16 protein-coding genes are annotated in these 15,799 nt (G+C 62.7%); 9 read left to right on the top strand and 7 right to left on the bottom strand.

Annotation, left to right across the window (positions count from 1 at the left end):
• The first annotated feature begins 10 nt into the window (after window positions 1-10).
• Window positions 11-571, top strand: coding sequence for a DUF3090 family protein (locus tag QWJ37_RS14970; protein WP_290245796.1), 561 nt, complete (start codon window positions 11-13; stop codon window positions 569-571).
• Entirely contained in the window at window positions 571-1,338 is a 768-nt protein-coding gene (locus tag QWJ37_RS14965; protein WP_290245794.1) for an SCO1664 family protein, read from the top strand. Before QWJ37_RS14970 ends, QWJ37_RS14965 begins: the two co-directional genes overlap by 1 nt.
• On the opposite strand, the gene QWJ37_RS14960 is transcribed toward QWJ37_RS14965, so the two are convergent.
• Together QWJ37_RS14960 and QWJ37_RS14955 are read right to left on the bottom strand one after the other, a co-directional pair.
• Window positions 1,335-1,901: a GrpB family protein gene (locus tag QWJ37_RS14960; RefSeq protein WP_290245793.1), complete on the bottom strand. Its 567-nt coding sequence runs from the start codon at window positions 1,899-1,901 to the stop codon at window positions 1,335-1,337. The two genes, QWJ37_RS14965 and QWJ37_RS14960, sit on opposite strands and share 4 nt — an antisense overlap.
• Window positions 1,898-2,380 carry a GNAT family N-acetyltransferase gene (locus tag QWJ37_RS14955; RefSeq protein WP_290245792.1) on the bottom strand — a complete coding sequence of 161 codons (483 nt, stop codon included), beginning with the start codon at window positions 2,378-2,380 and terminating at the stop codon, window positions 1,898-1,900. Before QWJ37_RS14955 ends, QWJ37_RS14960 begins: the two co-directional genes overlap by 4 nt.
• A gap of 125 nt (window positions 2,381-2,505) precedes the next feature.
• Here QWJ37_RS14955 and QWJ37_RS14950 point away from each other — a divergent pair, with 125 nt between their 5' ends.
• Window positions 2,506-3,150: a TetR/AcrR family transcriptional regulator gene (locus QWJ37_RS14950; RefSeq protein ID WP_290245791.1), complete on the top strand. Its 645-nt coding sequence runs from the start codon at window positions 2,506-2,508 to the stop codon at window positions 3,148-3,150.
• Between the two features lie 37 nt (window positions 3,151-3,187).
• Here the strand turns inward: QWJ37_RS14950 and QWJ37_RS14945 are convergent, their stop codons facing one another.
• A complete protein-coding gene (locus QWJ37_RS14945; protein ID WP_290245790.1) occupies window positions 3,188-3,991 on the bottom strand; it encodes an alpha/beta hydrolase in 804 nt (267 codons plus the stop codon).
• A 66-nt stretch (window positions 3,992-4,057) separates the two neighbouring features.
• Between QWJ37_RS14945 and QWJ37_RS14940 the strand changes: the two genes are divergently transcribed.
• The 3 genes from QWJ37_RS14940 (at window position 4,058) to QWJ37_RS14930 (ending at window position 8,689) form a co-directional block, all read left to right on the top strand.
• On the top strand, window positions 4,058-5,443 hold the full coding sequence (locus tag QWJ37_RS14940) for an NAD(P)-binding domain-containing protein (protein ID WP_290245789.1): 1,386 nt from the start codon (window positions 4,058-4,060) through the stop codon (window positions 5,441-5,443).
• A gap of 1 nt (window position 5,444) precedes the next feature.
• The gene (locus tag QWJ37_RS14935; RefSeq protein WP_290245788.1) at window positions 5,445-6,272 is read left to right on the top strand and encodes an SDR family oxidoreductase; all 828 of its coding nucleotides are present in this window, start codon (window positions 5,445-5,447) and stop codon (window positions 6,270-6,272) included.
• A gap of 200 nt (window positions 6,273-6,472) precedes the next feature.
• Window positions 6,473-8,689, top strand: a complete 2,217-nt coding sequence (locus QWJ37_RS14930) for an acyltransferase family protein (RefSeq protein WP_290245787.1) — start codon at window positions 6,473-6,475, stop codon at window positions 8,687-8,689.
• 172 nt (window positions 8,690-8,861) lie between these two features.
• Here the strand turns inward: QWJ37_RS14930 and QWJ37_RS14925 are convergent, their stop codons facing one another.
• Window positions 8,862-9,110: a GNAT family N-acetyltransferase gene (locus QWJ37_RS14925; RefSeq protein ID WP_290245786.1), complete on the bottom strand. Its 249-nt coding sequence runs from the start codon at window positions 9,108-9,110 to the stop codon at window positions 8,862-8,864.
• Window positions 9,111-9,281: 171 nt separating this feature from the next.
• Between QWJ37_RS14925 and QWJ37_RS14920 the strand changes: the two genes are divergently transcribed.
• Both QWJ37_RS14920 and QWJ37_RS14915 read left to right on the top strand, forming a co-directional pair.
• Complete coding sequence (locus tag QWJ37_RS14920) at window positions 9,282-10,286, top strand: hypothetical protein (protein ID WP_290245785.1); 1,005 nt, start codon at window positions 9,282-9,284, stop codon at window positions 10,284-10,286.
• A 1-nt stretch (window position 10,287) separates the two neighbouring features.
• Complete coding sequence (locus QWJ37_RS14915) at window positions 10,288-11,739, top strand: hypothetical protein (protein ID WP_290245784.1); 1,452 nt, start codon at window positions 10,288-10,290, stop codon at window positions 11,737-11,739.
• 23 nt (window positions 11,740-11,762) lie between these two features.
• On the opposite strand, the gene QWJ37_RS14910 is transcribed toward QWJ37_RS14915, so the two are convergent.
• The 3 genes from QWJ37_RS14910 to QWJ37_RS14900 form a co-directional block, all read right to left on the bottom strand.
• Window positions 11,763-12,485: a potassium channel family protein gene (locus QWJ37_RS14910; protein ID WP_290245783.1), complete on the bottom strand. Its 723-nt coding sequence runs from the start codon at window positions 12,483-12,485 to the stop codon at window positions 11,763-11,765.
• Window positions 12,486-12,621: 136 nt separating this feature from the next.
• A complete protein-coding gene (locus QWJ37_RS14905) occupies window positions 12,622-14,019 on the bottom strand; it encodes an APC family permease (RefSeq protein ID WP_290245782.1) in 1,398 nt (465 codons plus the stop codon).
• 43 nt (window positions 14,020-14,062) lie between these two features.
• Window positions 14,063-14,974, bottom strand: a complete 912-nt coding sequence (locus QWJ37_RS14900) for a proline iminopeptidase-family hydrolase (RefSeq protein ID WP_290245781.1) — start codon at window positions 14,972-14,974, stop codon at window positions 14,063-14,065.
• Between the two features lie 91 nt (window positions 14,975-15,065).
• Between QWJ37_RS14900 and QWJ37_RS14895 the strand changes: the two genes are divergently transcribed.
• Complete coding sequence (locus tag QWJ37_RS14895) at window positions 15,066-15,797, top strand: GntR family transcriptional regulator (protein ID WP_290245780.1); 732 nt, start codon at window positions 15,066-15,068, stop codon at window positions 15,795-15,797.
• The last annotated feature ends 2 nt before the right edge of the window (window positions 15,798-15,799 follow it).

Genomic DNA, 15,799 nt, shown 5'->3' with positions numbered 1-15,799 from the left:
GAGTAGTTCCATGCCTACAACCGTTCATGAGTTCGACTGGCCGGACCGCGTTGTCGTCGGTACCGTCGGCGTCCCGGGCCAGCGCACGTTCTACCTGCAGGTACGCACCGGAAAGCAGATTGTCAGTATTGCCCTGGAGAAGCTGCAGTCCGCCCAGCTCGCCGAGAAGATTGACGAGATCCTCGACCAGCTGATGACGGCGGACGGCAACCCCTTCCACGTTCCCGCGAGCACTCCCCTGGAGCTCGTGGACAATGACGACCTCGACGCCGTTCAGGAACAGTTCCGCGCCGGCGTGATGAGCCTGGGCTGGGACCCGACGACGGCGCAGGTGGTCATCGAGGCCTACCCCCTCGGCGAGGTGGATGAGGACGACGACGGCTTCCTCGAGGATGACGACGACGAGGCCGACGACGCCGAAGAGGTGCTGCGCGTGCGGATGCCGGTGGGCACCGCCCGGGCCTTCGCCAAGCGCACCCGCGAGGTGGTGGGGGCCGGCCGGCCGATCTGCGTGATCTGCGGCCAGCCGATCGACGCCGACGGGCACACCTGCACCTTCCCCGAGGCCTGATGCCCGCGCCCGACCTGGTGACCGCCGAGCTCACGCTCACCGGCCGCCTCACCACGGCGTCCAACGCCACCTTCCTGGGCAGCATCGGCGACGCCGCGGTGGTCTACAAGCCGATTGCCGGCGAGCAGCCGCTCTGGGACTTTCCCGACGGCTGCCTGGCCCACCGCGAAGTCGCCGCCTACCTGGTGTCCGAAACGCTGGGCTGGAACATTGTGCCGCGCACCTGGCTGCGGGACGGCCGGTTCGGTGAAGGCATGGTTCAGCTCTGGCAGGAGACCGACCCGGAGCAGGCTCCGGTGGATCTGGTGCCGGAGGACGAGGTGCCGGAGACTGGGTGGAAAGAGGTGCTGCAGGGCTCCGACGAGGCCGGGCGGATTGTTTCGCTCATTCACGAGGACACTGCGGCGCTGCGGCGGATGGCCGTGTTCGACGTCCTGGTCAACAACGCCGACCGCAAGGGCGACCACGTCCTGGCCATGCCCGGCGGGCACCGGTACGGCGTTGACCACGGCCTGACCTTCCATCAGGAGCACAAGCTGCGCACCGTGCTGTGGGGCTGGATCGGCGAGGAGCTGAGCGCCGAGGAACTTGCCGGCATCGACCGGGTGCTTGAGGGACTGGAGGGTGAACTCGGATCGCAGCTGGCGAAGCTGCTCACCGCCGAGGAAATTGCGGCATTTGCCGCCCGCTGCGCCCGGCTGCGTTCAGCCGCGGTGTTTCCGGCTCCGAGCGGCGACATGCCTGCAGTCCCCTGGCCGCTGTTCTAGGAAGCTCCGCGAGCGGCCCGTGCGCGAGCCTTGATCGCCAGGATGACGTCAGTTTTCGCGTCGGCGTAGTCGTTCATGTCCTCCCACTGACCGCTGAGCAGAGTTCTCTTGGTGCTCTCGTAGAGCGCGCGGTCCGCCGCGTTGGCGCGCAGATGGTCGCGAAGGAGGAGGTACTCCTCCACGGCGTGATCGCCGCGCTCGTACAGGTGCACATGCACGTCACGGGCCGGTGTCCGCACCAGACGGCGCCCCGGTTCCCGCACCCGCAGCTCATAGCCGGCGGCGATGAGCGGAGCGAGGTAGTCCTCTTCGGCGGTGGTGTCCTCCACGGCAACCACAATGTCGATGATCGGTTTTGCTGCCAGGCCGGGAACCGACGTCGAACCGATGTGCTCGATCTCTACGCGTGTGGGCGCGAGTGCGGCCTCGATCCGGCGGCGGTGCGTCTGATAAACGTCCGGCCACCGGTCGTCGTAGCTGTGGAGGGCCACCTCGACCCGCTCGGGACCGCCGATCAGCTCCACCGTCGTCACGTCCGGGCGTGGCAGCTTTCGATTTTTCATTTCCCTACCGGCTTTCGCATCTGCGTGGAGACGGTTTCATAGCCCAGGGATTCGTACAGCTCACGCGCCACGGAGTTGTAGCCGAACACGTTGAGCCCCAGCGTCGCAGCTCCCTGTTCGGCTGCGGCGGCCTCCGCCAGTTGCATCGCGGCACGCCCGTAGCCCTTGCCCCGGTGCTCCTCACGAATCTCAATATCCGAAACCCACCACGCGTCTGCCCTGTCCTCTGTTTGCGAGATCCAGAGGTACCCGACGATCGTGGACGGGCCGTTGCTCCCGCGAGCGACGACGTCGTACACGAGGTGCCCGGGCGCGACCTTTCCGCCCGGGAACGAGGCCGCCATCCCAGCCCGCGCTTTTCGTGCCGCCACTTCCGCGGATTCGCCTGACTCAATGCGCGATTGCTCGTAGCTCCGGCGGGTTTCCTCCAGCCACGCGGGGAGTCTGTCGGCCGGCATCGCACGCAGTTCAATGGTCATTCGATCACTCTAGGGCGGTGTGCGACGGCGCGGGGCCAAGACCCTACCTCCCGCGTCCGCGTCCGGGCCGGGCAGGGACTCTGGGAGACTGGGGCTGACGGTGAGCGCAAGCGGGAGGACATTGGATGCCGACGACGACGTGGGAGCGGCTGCCGGAGGCCCGGCGCAACGCGGTGATCAGCGCGGCAGAGGATGAGTTCTCCCGGCACGGCTTCTCCGGGGGCAGCCTGAACGTCATCGCCCGCGAGGCAGGTGTCGCCAAGGGCAGCCTGTTCCAGTACTTCCGCGATAAATCGGACCTGTACGCGTATCTGTCCGAGCGCGCCAGCGTCCGCATCCGGGCGGACATGGAGGTGGCCATCCGGTCCCTCGACTGGAGCCACGGGTTCTTCGTCCCGCTGCGCGGGCTGGTGGTGCTGTGGGAGGAGTACTTTCATTCCCACCCCCTGGAGCTGGCCATGACCGTGGCGGTCAACGTGGAACCGGAGCGGTCCGCGCGGATGGCGGTCCGCCAGGTCGCCAATGAGCACTATGCCGCCGTTCTGCGCCCGCTGCTGGCCGGCGCTTCCGAACGGGGTGACCTGCGTCCGCAGGCAGACCTCGAGGCTTTCCTCGCCCTGTTGCTGGTGCTGCTGCCCCACATCGCGCTGGCCCCGCACAGCCCGGGCCTGGATCCGGTGCTGGGGTTGAGCAGCACGGCCCGGCGGGAACGGCATACCGCCGTCGAGCGTTTGGTCGCGGTGCTCGAGGCCGCGTTCGGTCCGGAATAACCCCGACGCCGTGTGACCGCGCGCGATACGTCGCTATTCAGCGCGGCGGCAGCTGGGCGAGCCAGCTGGTCATCGCGTCCAAGGGCGCGCGCCACCCGTGGTCGAGCATCAGGTCGTGGCCCATGCCAGGGAAGGTGAGGACGGGGGCTGCGTAGCGCGATGCGGTGCGGCGCACGTCGGCCAGCGGCACGAGGGCGTCGTCCGGAGTGGCGAGCACCAGCACCGGCGCGTCGCCACGCGGCTGCCCTGCTGGGCGGTGCATCAGCAGCTGATACTGGACCAGCGGCGACTCCGGCCCGCACCGGTCGGCCAGCCGCTGGGCTTCGGGGCCGGAGAGCTGGTTGAACAGGTACTCCCGGCGCAGCGGCAAGGACCTGCCGAGGAACAGGCGGGCCGCGTCTCCGGGGTGGCGGCGGGCAATCGCCAGAAGGGAGCCCACGGCAGGGTGAGCCGGCACGGGAGCCACCAGGACGCCGGCCCGGGCGGCGTACCGGGCCAGCACCAGCTGCACCACGAGCCCACCCAGGGAATGTCCCACCAGCACCGGACGCCGGGGCAGGCTGGCTGCCGTGTGGACGACGTCGTCGACATAGTGGCTCAGGCGGGCCGTCCGCAACGACCCCTGGCTGCTGCCGTGGCCGCGCAGCGAGACCGCGTATGCCGGATGGCCGGCCGCGGCTGCACCCTCGAGCCAGTGGGACCAGCACCATGCACCGTGCCCGAGCCCATGCACGAACAGCAGCGGCGCCTTCTCCGGTACGCCGGGCGCCGGAGACGCGTGGAGCAGCTCCAGGCCGCGGGGACCGATACTGCGTGTCGGGGTGTTGATGTTGATCGTCACAGTCGGGGAGTCTACAGTGACACACATCACATGACCACCGGTCATATTCAGAGCCCTGGAGCGCCAATGACGACATTCCACAGCACGTCCTCCGCCGACAATCTCAGCCGCAGCGACCGCGAGCGCGTGTGTGTCATCGGCGCCGGCTCCTCCGGCATCACGGCAGCCAAGGTGCTCCACGAACGCGGACTCGACTTCGACTGCTTCGAGCTTTCCGACCGGGTGGGCGGCAACTGGGTGTGGGGCAACAGCAACGGTGTGTCGGCGTCGTACAAGTCCCTGCACATCAACACCTCCCGCAGCCGGATGGAGTTCAGCGACTTCCCAATGCCCGAGACCCTGCCCAACTTCGCCCGCCACGACCAGATCGCCGCATACTTTGACGCCTACGTGGACCACTTCGGGTTCCGGGACAAGATCACCTTCACCACCGGCGTGGAGCAGGTGCGCCCGTTGTCCGGCGGCGGCTTCGAGGTGCGCCTGAACAGCGGGGAGACCCGGTTCTACCGCTCGGTCATGGTCGCCAACGGCCACCACTGGGACCCCCGGATGCCTGAGCCCGCCTTCCCCGGCGCGGAAACCTTCACCGGCGAGCAGATGCACTCCCACGACTACAAGGACGAGCAGCAGCTCGTCGGCAAGCGGGTCGTGGTGCTCGGCATGGGCAACTCGGCCATGGACATCTGCACGGACGCCAGTTACCACGCGGCCGAAACCTACCTCTCCCACCGGCGCGGGGTGCACATCATTCCCAAGTACGTCTTCGGCAAGCCCTACGACGAGATCGCCGGGAACGAGAAGATCCCGTCCTGGGTCCGCTGGCCCGTCGCCCGGCTGCTTATGCGCGCAGCCACCGGCCCGATGTCCCGCTACGGTCTCCAGGAGCCCGACCACAAGTTCGCCCAGGCCCACCCGACCATGTCCAGCCGGGTGCTCGACCGGCTGGCCCACGGCGCCGTCGTCCCGAAGCCCACCATTCAGCGGTTCGACGGCGACGACGTCGTCTTCGCCGACGGAAGCCGCGTCGCGGCCGACCTGGTGGTCTACTGCACCGGATACAAGATCTCCTTCCCCTTCTTCAGCCGTGACTTCCTAGACCCCGGCGGAGACAACGAGGTCAGACTCTACAAACGGATGTTCCACCCCACGGTGCCCGGACTGTATTTCATCGGACTGGTGCAGCCGCTCGGTGCGATCATGCCGATCTCCGAGCGGCAGTCCGAGCTGGCCGCCGACCACCTCCAGGGCCGTTACGCCCTGCCGGAACCGGAGGAGATGAACGCAGAGATCGACCGCCACCGGAAGGCGGTCGCCAGGAGGTACGTCGCCAGCAAACGGCACACCATCCAGGTGGATTTTGACGATTACATGCGCGTCCTGCGCACCGAGCGTGAGGCCGGGGCGCGGCGCGTCGCCACTGCCGACGCCGCGTCCCACCGCGTGGCGGCCTGACATGGCCCGGACCATTGAGCAGCACTCACGCCGCGTCGCCGTCGTCAGCGGCGCCGCCCGCGGCATCGGACACGCCACCGCGGCCCTTCTGCTGCGCAACGGATGGCGGGTCGGTGCCTTCGATATCGAAACTAACGGCCTCGCTGAGCTCAAGGACATCGCTGCCGCGCACGGCACGACTGTCGTCACCGGACCGCTCGATGTCGGCGACGCCCAACAGTGGCGTGACGCCCTGACCTCCGTGTGCGAGGACCATTTGGACCTGCTGGTCAACAACGCCGGGCTGCTGTCTGCCGGGCCGTTCGTCGATACTGATCTTGAAAGGCACCGGGCACTCGTGGACGTCAACGTTATCGGCACCATCAACGGTGCCCATACCGCGTTCCCGTACCTGAAAAACGCTGACAGGCCGGTGCTGCTCAATCTGGGATCCGCTTCGGCCATCTACGGGCAGCCTGATCTTGCCACCTACTCGGCCACGAAGTTCGCTGTCCGCGGGCTGACCGAGGCGCTGGAACTGGAATGGACGGAACATGGCATTGCCGTGCTCGACCTGTGGCCGCTGTTCGTCAACACCGGGATGGTCAAGGGTGTCAGTATCGGCGCCATCCAGTCGTTCGGCGTGCGGTTGAACGAGACCGATGTTGCTGCCGCCGCTGTCGCTGCCGTGGAACGCAGCGTCAAGGCCCGCAACCGGAGGTGGCCCCGGAACGTCCACCGCGCCGTCGGCGTTCAGGCCCGGTTCCTGGCTGCGACGGCCCAGATATCTCCGAACTGGGCCAACCGACTCCTCACCGAGCGCCTCACCCGGCGTCCGGATGTCCACTGACAGGTCCCTCCTGCCTGACGCCAGCCCGCACCAGCGCAGGCCACCTTCCTGTGCGCATCGGCGGCCCTGGGCTCAACATCGTGCCGTGCACCTTGCGGCGCGACGGCCCGTTCGGCCTCGCGAGGCCTTTCCACCCGGAAACCTGCTGATTCGCCAGCGGCGCCGGTACGCTACCCGCTCGCATCCGCGAACACTATGCTGTGGAAAATTTTGCGGTTGCAACGATGGGGGACAAGTACATGACCGTACTTAAGGCCGCTTTGCCGGCCCCGACGCGAAGGGCCCGCCGTACGCCCCCCAGCTCAGCACGCTTGGATATTCAGGGACTCCGTACCGTCGCCGTCCTAGCGGTGATCTCGGATCATTTGCTGGGCTATCCGTTCGGCGGATTCGTTGGAGTGGACGTCTTTTTCGTGATTTCCGGATTCCTGATTACCGGCCTGCTATTGCGGGAACAGGAGCGAACCGGCCGCATCTCCTTCAGCGGGTTTTACCGGCGCCGCGTCAAAAGGATCATTCCGGCGGCAGTTATCGTCATAGCGGTCACGATCATTCTTTCCTGGGCGCTTTTCCGGCGGACGCGGGCCGAAAGCATCACCTGGGACGGCTTCTACGCTCTGATCTTTGGCGCCAACTGGCATTATGCCGCAACGGGTACCGATTACATGCAGGCCGGCGGACCGGTGTCGCCGCTGCAGCATTTCTGGTCCCTCGCCGTCGAGGAGCAGTTTTATGTCTTCTGGCCCTGGCTGATAGTTCTGGTGATGGGTGTGCTCGCCCACCGGCTTAGTCTCTCCCTGGCCGCCGCCCGCCGTCTCCTGGCCGGCGTCATGGGCCTTGTCATTGCGGCATCCTTTGTCTTTTCCCTCTGGGAGACCGCAGCGCGCCCAACCGTCGCGTACTTTTCAACGGCGTCGCGGACCTGGGAACTGGCAGTCGGGGCGCTGCTCGCAGTGATAGCGGGCAGTCTGCCAACGCTATCCCTGATGATGAGGACTGTTTTGGGCTACGCGGGGCTGGCCGGCATCATCTGGAGCATCATCTACGTGAGTCCTGACATGGCGTTTCCCGGGCCATGGGGATGCGTACCCGTTTTGTCTACGGCACTGGTTATAGCCGCCGGCATAAATGGTCCACAGCCTTATCTGTATCCCCTGACCAACCGCGTCAGCAATTACCTTGGCAACATCTCCTACTCACTGTATTTGTGGCACTTTCCGGTCATCATCCTGATGGAATCGGTTGTTCCGCAAGAAAATCTGACCGCATGGCTTCTTATGGTGCTGGGAATGGTTGCGTTATCAATCGCTTCCTACCACTTTATTGAAGATCCCATCCGTAAATCGTCATGGCTGGATCCCTCTCCCCGCCCCCGCAGGAAGAGGAAGCCTTCCGGCCTTGACCAGCCGTCAAAGCAGGCCGCGATGGGTGTCCTTGTGTCAGTGACAGCTTTTGCAGTCATTCTCGCCATAACGACGACCACCGAAACGGAACCGTCGCTGTCCGTCCAGCCGGCACCGGCGTCGACCTCCGGCCAGGAGGGTGCAACTCCTGATGCACCGCCGGACACCGCTGCCGGCAGACTATCCGCTGAAATCGAGGCAGCCAGTACGTCAACGGCCTGGCCGGAACTCTCGCCGTCGCTGGATAACCTGGCGTTTGTTCCCGAGTGGACCGTCGACAAGTGCATGAATGTCACTGACGCAAACTTCAGCCAGTGCATTTACGGGGATCCCGCGGCTGCAAAGACGGCAGTGGTCATCGGTGATTCCGTGGCTATCAGCTGGATGCCGGGGCTGCGCGAATCGCTTGGAAAGCAGGGGTGGAGGATCCAGCTGCTGACCAAGGAGCAATGCCCTGCCATCGAGCTGCAGGTTGAGCGGTCTGATGACAAGGCCGGCTTTGCGGATGAATGTATTGCGCACCAGCAGTGGACCATGGCGAAAATCGCCGAGATGACGCCGGACATGGTGCTCGTATCCAGTGCCCTTAATACGCGTGATCGCCTCGTGGGAGCGCCCACAAAGGAGGAAGCCCTTTCACTCTGGTCCGAAGCAACGGTCCAAAAGCTGACGGACGTTCGTGAGGCGACGGAAGGGCAGATCGTTCTGATGTCGGTCGCTGCGACCGGTAAAAACCTGCTCGAATGCGCCACCAGGGTGAGCAGCCCCGGCGACTGTGCCGTGACGGATAGGGATCGATACGTCAGCACGGTCGCCGCGGAGAGAGCTGCAGCGGAGAGTGTGGAAGGAACCCGTTTCGTCTCGACCGTCCCGTGGTTTTGCGGTGCGGTCTCCTGCCCTGCCTTCGCCGGAACAACCCCGATATTCGTAGACCCGCAGCACATAACACCGGAATACTCGGCGAAGCTCGCACCCGTCCTTGCTGAAGCCATCCTTGGCCCGGAGGAGGGGTGAGCACTGTCGGCGCGTAGCAAAGCCGGTGGCCTGCTTCGCGTCGATCTTCGGCGGTGCATCTCTTACACGCCCGGCCACCGGTCGTCGTAGCTGTGCGGGGCCACCTCGAGCCATTCGGGTCCACCGATCAGTTCCACCGCCGCCACGTCCGGCCGTCGCGGTTTTTGGTTCGTCATTTCCCTACCGGCTTTCGCATCTGCATGGAGACGGTCTCATACCCCAGGGACTCATACAGGTCACGCGCCACGGTGTTGTAGCCGAACACGTTGAGGCCCAGCGTCGCAGCACCCTGTTCGGCCGCGGCAACCTCCGCCAGTTGCATCGCGGCTCGGCCGTAGCCCTTGCCCCGGTGGTCCTCATGAATCTCGATATCCGAAACCCACCACGCGTCTGATGATGACCGTGGCCGAGACGCCGACACCAGCTCCCCCCTAACGCCGTAGCTAGTGCCACGGCTAGGCTATTTCGGGGAAGTAATCCTTCGGCGGTCCCCGGAGTCCCGGACTGCCGAGCAGCAATAGAACGTCAGTGGGCTCAGCTACAGTTCTAGGACAATGCCGTTTTGATGTGACTGGGTGAGGAACCCGAGGGGTTGGAGATCACGATGGATGGTCCCTTCAATGCTCGTGATAGCAAGCACGACAAGGGGAAGGCCTTTGACGGACTCGACAGAATCACCGAGAGCGTCCGCCAAGCCCGTCGAGTAGTGTCGACACACCTAGTTGCCCAGACCAGCCAGACAAAGAAGAGAATCGAGGAGCTCAACACCAGGGCCCCCGATTCGTATGACGAAGCTGTGGCGGAATACAACGGCGTGTTCACCGTAATGAGCGACAAAGGCATGTCTCTCATGCGGCAACGTGAACGATCAACCGATCTAATCACCCTTGTCGAGATGCTGGTGAACAGTATCGCCAACACACCGAAGTCATTCCGCACCGATGTCGACGAGATCCTGCTCCGCAAGAGGGATTTTCTGCAAGCCGAGGAATTTGCTCGAAAGGATTTGGAGGCGGCACGGCGATCGGCAGTCGGAGCAGGGGCTGGCTTCACCGCGGGTGCCGCCGTTGCCAGCGTGGCGCCCACAGCCGCGATGTGGGCAGCGACCACGTTTGGGACCGCGTCGACCGGCACTGCCATTTCCACCCTTTCCGGCGCGGCCGCCACCAATGCCGCGCTGGCCTGGCTCGGCGGGGGCGCTATCGCCGCGGGTGGCGCTGGTTCCGCCGCTGGGGGTGCGTTACTCGCCCTGGCCGGCCCGATTGGTTGGACGATCGCTGGTGCCACTTTGTTAACGACCGTCGTACTCTTCTCTAGGAAAAAATCCGAGAACAGAGCTGCGAAAGACGTAGCGCTATCCGCGATAAAGCAGAACATTGCCCTGACTAAACGAAGCGATATTCAGATCGCGGCCGTGTTAGAGGAGACTTCTTCGTTGCGCAACCGCTTGGTCTCACTATATGCAGAGTGCCTGACCTTTTATCGTGCTGATTTTGCCACCCTAAATGAGGCCGATCAGGTGCGGCTTGCGACGCTGGTGAACAACACGAAGGCCTGTGCTGCCCTGCTAAGTCGGCGAATTGACCCGGAAGAGTGACATGAACAAGTTCGTCCAGACTACGCAGGAACAAGCAACCGCTGCTTGGATAAACTATCTAAACCAGCTTCGCGTGGACGCTCTACTAGAGTCACTCACTGCGCAAAAAGAGAATCTCAGCGAGGCAATTTCCAGCGTCAATAATGCTCTCTTGAAGATCAATCTCGAAGTCGTCTCAACCAATCGAGGCGGGCAAAAGGGAATGCATGGATTCATCGCTGAGATCGCCGAAGTGGGAATAGGGAACGCGAGAGAGCTGATAAGAGGCCAGAAGGCGACCAATACCTGGGTGAATGACAACGGGCCAGTGGACCTGATGCGCGCCGGAGTGGATATCCAGCAGAAGTTCTCCATGGCCGGAGGAAGTTTCTCGCTAGCGGCGGTGGAAGAACATCTCAAAAAGTATCCGGACTATGTCAAAAACGGTGGCCGATACCAGATCCCACGAGATCATTTCACGACCGTTCAACGGCTGCGCTCCATGTCCCCGGAGGAGGCGGGAAGGTTAGTGTCCCGCAACGGCAAGGGGGAATCGTTCAAGGATTGGCAGCGAGTCAACAAATTCTTCAACGAGGGATCGATCCACGTCGAATCTTTGGAACCCTCGAAGCTGGACTACGGCGACGTGCAAAGAGGGACCTACACGTCGACTTTAGAGTCCGAGCAGGACTCACTAAAATCCACTGACCAAGCGTTGCGTGACGGCGCCTACCAGCGAAGCCGTCCAAAACTACAGGAGGGCATGAAGGCTTCTCTAGTTGCTGCCGCTTTAGAAGGAGGAACGAGTTTTTTACTGGCAGTCACAGCCAAACGCAGGGCGGACAAACAGTTCAAAGAATTCAATGCCGAGGACTGGGCCGAGATCCTCACCGGATCAGGACTTGGAGTCGCCAGGGGTGGCGTGCGAGGTGCGAGCGTTTACTCGTTGACAAACTTCACCGCCACATCGGCGGCGGTTGCCAGTTCCCTCGTTACCGCTACTTTCGGCATTGCAGAGCAGGCGCACAGGCTACGTAACGGCGAGCTTAGCGAGCTCGCATTTCTTGAGAACGCGGAAGTCGTCTGTCTGGAAGCTGCAATAGCTGCCCTGTCGTCCTTCGTGGGGCAAGCACTGATCCCGGTTCCTGTCATCGGCGCCGTGGTCGGCAACACCGTTGGCACCATCATGTACCAGTGCGTTTCCGCTTCACTCTCCAGGGCCGAGGCGAACCTGATCAAGGGCTACCTCGCGGACCAGCGCGCTCTGGATGAAGAGCTGGCGGCACAGTACGGCCGCCTCGTCGCAGAGCTGAACGAGGGCCTGTCCAACTACCTGGCAGTACTGGAACGGGCTTTCTCGCCTGACTTTCAGATTGCGCTCCTGGGATCCGTTGAACTTGCGCGAGGGCTTGGTGTTCCCACCGAGGAGATACTGGACAGTAAGAACAAGACCAGCGCCTACTTTCTCGACTAATTGCCACCGCTGAGATGCCGGCACTAGCCATTTTGATGCTGGAGTGCCTTGGTGAGGACTTGGAGCTGTGCGCGCACTTCGGCAAGCTCCCGGCGGACGGATTCGTCAGCTACTTCGACATCGGCTGCTGTTTCCGCTGCGACACTTTCGACCAGCCATGATGCCAGGGACGCGGTCACGACGCCGAGCACAGCAATGCCTCCGATCATCAATGCTGCCGCGATGAGGCGGCCGGTATCCGTGACGGGGTAATGGTCCCCGTATCCGACCGTCGTGATCGTCGTCATGGCCCACCACAACGCATCTCCCAGCGACGTTATATTCGCGTCCGAATCAGTGCGTTCAATATCAAGAACTGCCAGCGCTGCCGCATAGGAAAGAATCCCAGCTGACGCGAGGACATACATGAGGATCCGACCCCGTAGAGCACGTCCACCCGCACGGTTGAGGGCCCTTAGCAACGTGATGAGCCGAAGCAGGCGCAATGGGCGGAGCATTGGAAGTACAACAATCAGGAGTTCGTGGAGATTATGCACGAACCATTGCCTGCGGTTGGGTGCCAGCCAGAAGTTCACCAAGTAGTCAATGAGGAACACCGTCCAGATGACCCATGTGAGGATTTCCAGTATCTGGCGTAGATCCTGCTCGGGCTGGCTTATGACCTGAATGGAATAGATCAACAAGAAGAGAATGGCGGCCGCAGCCAAAGGCCATTCAGTGCGGCTCCGCCAGGATACTTGGGTCATCGAAGCATTCTAGGCCGGGGATAACACCCCTGCGATGCGGTCGTTAGATCAGACAGCAAATCAGGGTGCGTCATTTCCATGGATACGGCGGGCCAGAGGCGCTGTCCCCTGCTGTTCTGCACGCCCGCTTGTTAGGTCACCCGACTGGATCGTGTTCCCGGATTTCGAGCGTGCCGCGCCGTGCTTGAATAACGGCAATGACGACGCCGATAGCCAGCCACGACAATCCCAGAATTTTGGCGTTGGCGTCAGCGCTCCACAATGCGTAAACCAGAACGGCCGCGCCAAGTACAGGTGAAATAAGGTGGGCAAAGAGACGACGGTTCCGGCCGCCTCGAATGCCCAGGTGCCAGAAAACGGCGATATGGAGCATGATGTACGCAGTCAGCGCGCCGAACGTCACCAGCGTGGTCAGCAGTGTGGAGTTCTCGGCTCCCAGCACGCCAATCGCCAGAGAGATTGCGGCGATGAAGAGGAGCGCATTCTGGGGTACTTGGCGTTTTGGGGTGACGTACGCCAGGAACTTGGGAAGCTGGCGGTCCCGCGCCATGCTGAAGATGAGGCGTGAAGATGTGGCTTGGGACGCAATTGAGTTTGCAAAGATGGCAATCAGCGCGGACGTCAGGGTCACAACAACCCGGAACCAATCCCCGAGCACGGTGCCCGAGATGTTGTAGAAGGCATTCAGCTCGTCGGTGGCACTTCCGAATACTCCGTCCGCCGGCGCGAACGCAGCCGCAAAATATACCTGCGTAATGAACAGGACCGCAACGGCCACGAGGACGATCATCGTTGCGCGCGCGACAGCCGGCCCGCCGCCTTTAGCTTCTTCATTCAGGGTTGAGATGGCATCGAAACCAATGAAGCTCAGCGCGGCGAGCGGGATTGCTCCGAAAACAATGGCCCACGAGAAATCCTCCGGACGGTACAGCGGCCCCCAGGTGAGACTGCCGTTGCCCTGCGACACGGCGACTATGGCGGCACCTACGAAGACTGCAAGAACAATCAGCTGAATGAGCAGGAAAATCAGATTCATCCGGGCCGTGAACTTGATACCGACCAGGTTGATCGCTGCGGCTGCGATCACGAAAACAGCAATCCAGATCCAGGCCGGGATCGCGGGCACCAGACTGGTCATGGCAACAGCCGCGAACACTGAGAGCAGCGCCGGGAGCAGAAGGTAGTCCAGGAGGATGGCCCATCCGGACAGGAATCCGGCGAAAGGATGGACCCCGCGGCGCACGTACGAGTAGACGGAGCCCGCGATCGGATAGCGCAGGGCCATTTCCCGGTAGCTGATGGCACTAAAGACCATGGCAATTGCCGCTACGACGTACACCAGGGCGGACATTCCATGGGCGAAGGCATGGATGGTTCCAAAGACCGCAACGGGGGCCATCGGGACCATATATATCAGCCCGTATATGACAACGTCGGCCAGTGACATGGTGCGACGGAGCTCTTGTCGGTAGCCAAATTCTTCCAGCTCATGTTGTGGATTCTCGGTGCTGTGGGGGTGGGGAACTGTGCTCATGGTCGGCCTCAGTGATTAGTGTGCGAATGGGAGGGGCTGCGGGTTAGTTGGCGTCGTGCTCGCTCAGGAAATTTCCTACTACTGAGTCGAACTCTTCTGGCCGCTCAAGATGAGGCGTATGGCTGGCTCCGTCAAAACGGTGAACACGCGCGCCGGCGATGTTTTCCGCGAACGGCAGCCAGGAGTCCGTGGCCTCGTCATGTTCGCCGTAGCCGACCAGCGTGGGAAGCGTGATGGCCTCGAGCCGGTCCGCGATGGTCCAGTCCGCCAGCGTCCCTGTGATCGTAAATTCGCTGGGGCCAATCATCGCGGAGTAAACGCTTGGATCCGCGTCAAGCTGGGCGAAGGATTCCTCGACATCGAGCGGCATGGGGTCAACGCGACACAGGTACTGGGCGTAAAACAGGCCCACCGCTTCTTGGTACCGCGGATCCTGGAAGGTTCCATCGGCTTCGTGGCGGGCAATGGTCTCCTGGACATGGGCCGGCAGCTTTTCGAGGAGGCGCCGGGTGCCCGCAGCCCATGCCGGCATTGACGCGGGACTATTCAGCAAGGTCAGGCTTGCGATGGGGGCTTCGGGGTGGGCAAGTATGTACTCCGGTCCGAACATGCCGCCCCAGGATTGCCCCAGAAGGTGAAATCCATCCGCCAGATCCCAGTGCCTTATCAACGCATCAAGCTCATCGACAAAAACGTCCACAGTCCATGCCACTGAGGGCGCATCCGGGTGGTGGCTGCTCCGACCGCATCCAATCTGGTCATAGAGGATGACTTCACGGCCGCCCTTCGCCAGATCCTCCAACCGGCGGAGATAGTTGTGGGCCATTCCCGGTCCACCATGAAGCACAACAACGGGCAAGGCTCCAGCGCGGGAATGCAGGGACCGGGTGCGGCGATACCACGTTGATCCGCCTTCTCCATGGTTGAAGTATTCTTCGACAGAGGTGGTCGTCATGGGTCACTTTCTTCAGGCGCGGGGATTTGGTGAGGCAAGTAAACCACCCCAAAGGTCTGGTAACAATACCTTTACGTGAAGGAATTCCCCGATGCTGTACGAAGGACCAACGCATACCGGCCTCGCCGTGACGAAGGCCCAGGCACTTGCGGAGAGACTGACGACGGCGATCGCGGTGGGCCAGTTTTCGCCAGGCGATCGAATACCCTCGGAGCGGGAAATTGCTGATCAGTTTTCCGTATCGCGGGTTACCGTTCGGGAGGCTATTCGTCTGGTCGCAGCAGAGGGACTGCTGGTTTCGCGCCGCGGCCGGGACGGTGGAACATTTGTCACCGAGTCCGGCGGTGTCTCTGCTGCACCGGAGGTTATCCGCCGCACCTTGGAGCGGGCACTGCCCGCACTAAGGGAATTCTCCGATTACCGCTGTCTCATCGAGGGAACAATCGCCAGAACAGCTGCTGAGCGTTGCACGCCGGTGGATGCCACCCGGCTATGGGCCCGGATGGCAGACTTCGATACCGCCTCCAGCCTGTCTGCTGCCCGGGGCGCGGATCGACGGCTGCATACCGAAATCGCTGCCGTCGCCCGGAACGACCATCTTTCCCAGCTCAGCGTGAAATTGTCCGCAGACGCGACATTGGGTTTCGGTTCAGAACCCTATCCCTTGGAATATCTGGAAAGGGCTGCCCGCGAGCATCGCGAATTAGTGGAGGCCATCGTGGATCGTGACATGGAACGATCCTTCAGGGCTGCCCGGGAGCACTACGCACTGACATTGGAGATTCTGGAACAGGGGCTCCGAACGGTTTCGGATGATTCCTGACT

Source organism: Arthrobacter sp. YD2 (genome assembly GCF_030410475.1).
GTDB lineage: Bacteria > Actinomycetota > Actinomycetes > Actinomycetales > Micrococcaceae > Arthrobacter_B > Arthrobacter_B zhangbolii.
Note: the sequence above shows the minus strand (reverse complement) of the source record. Positions and strands in the feature narration are given on the sequence as shown.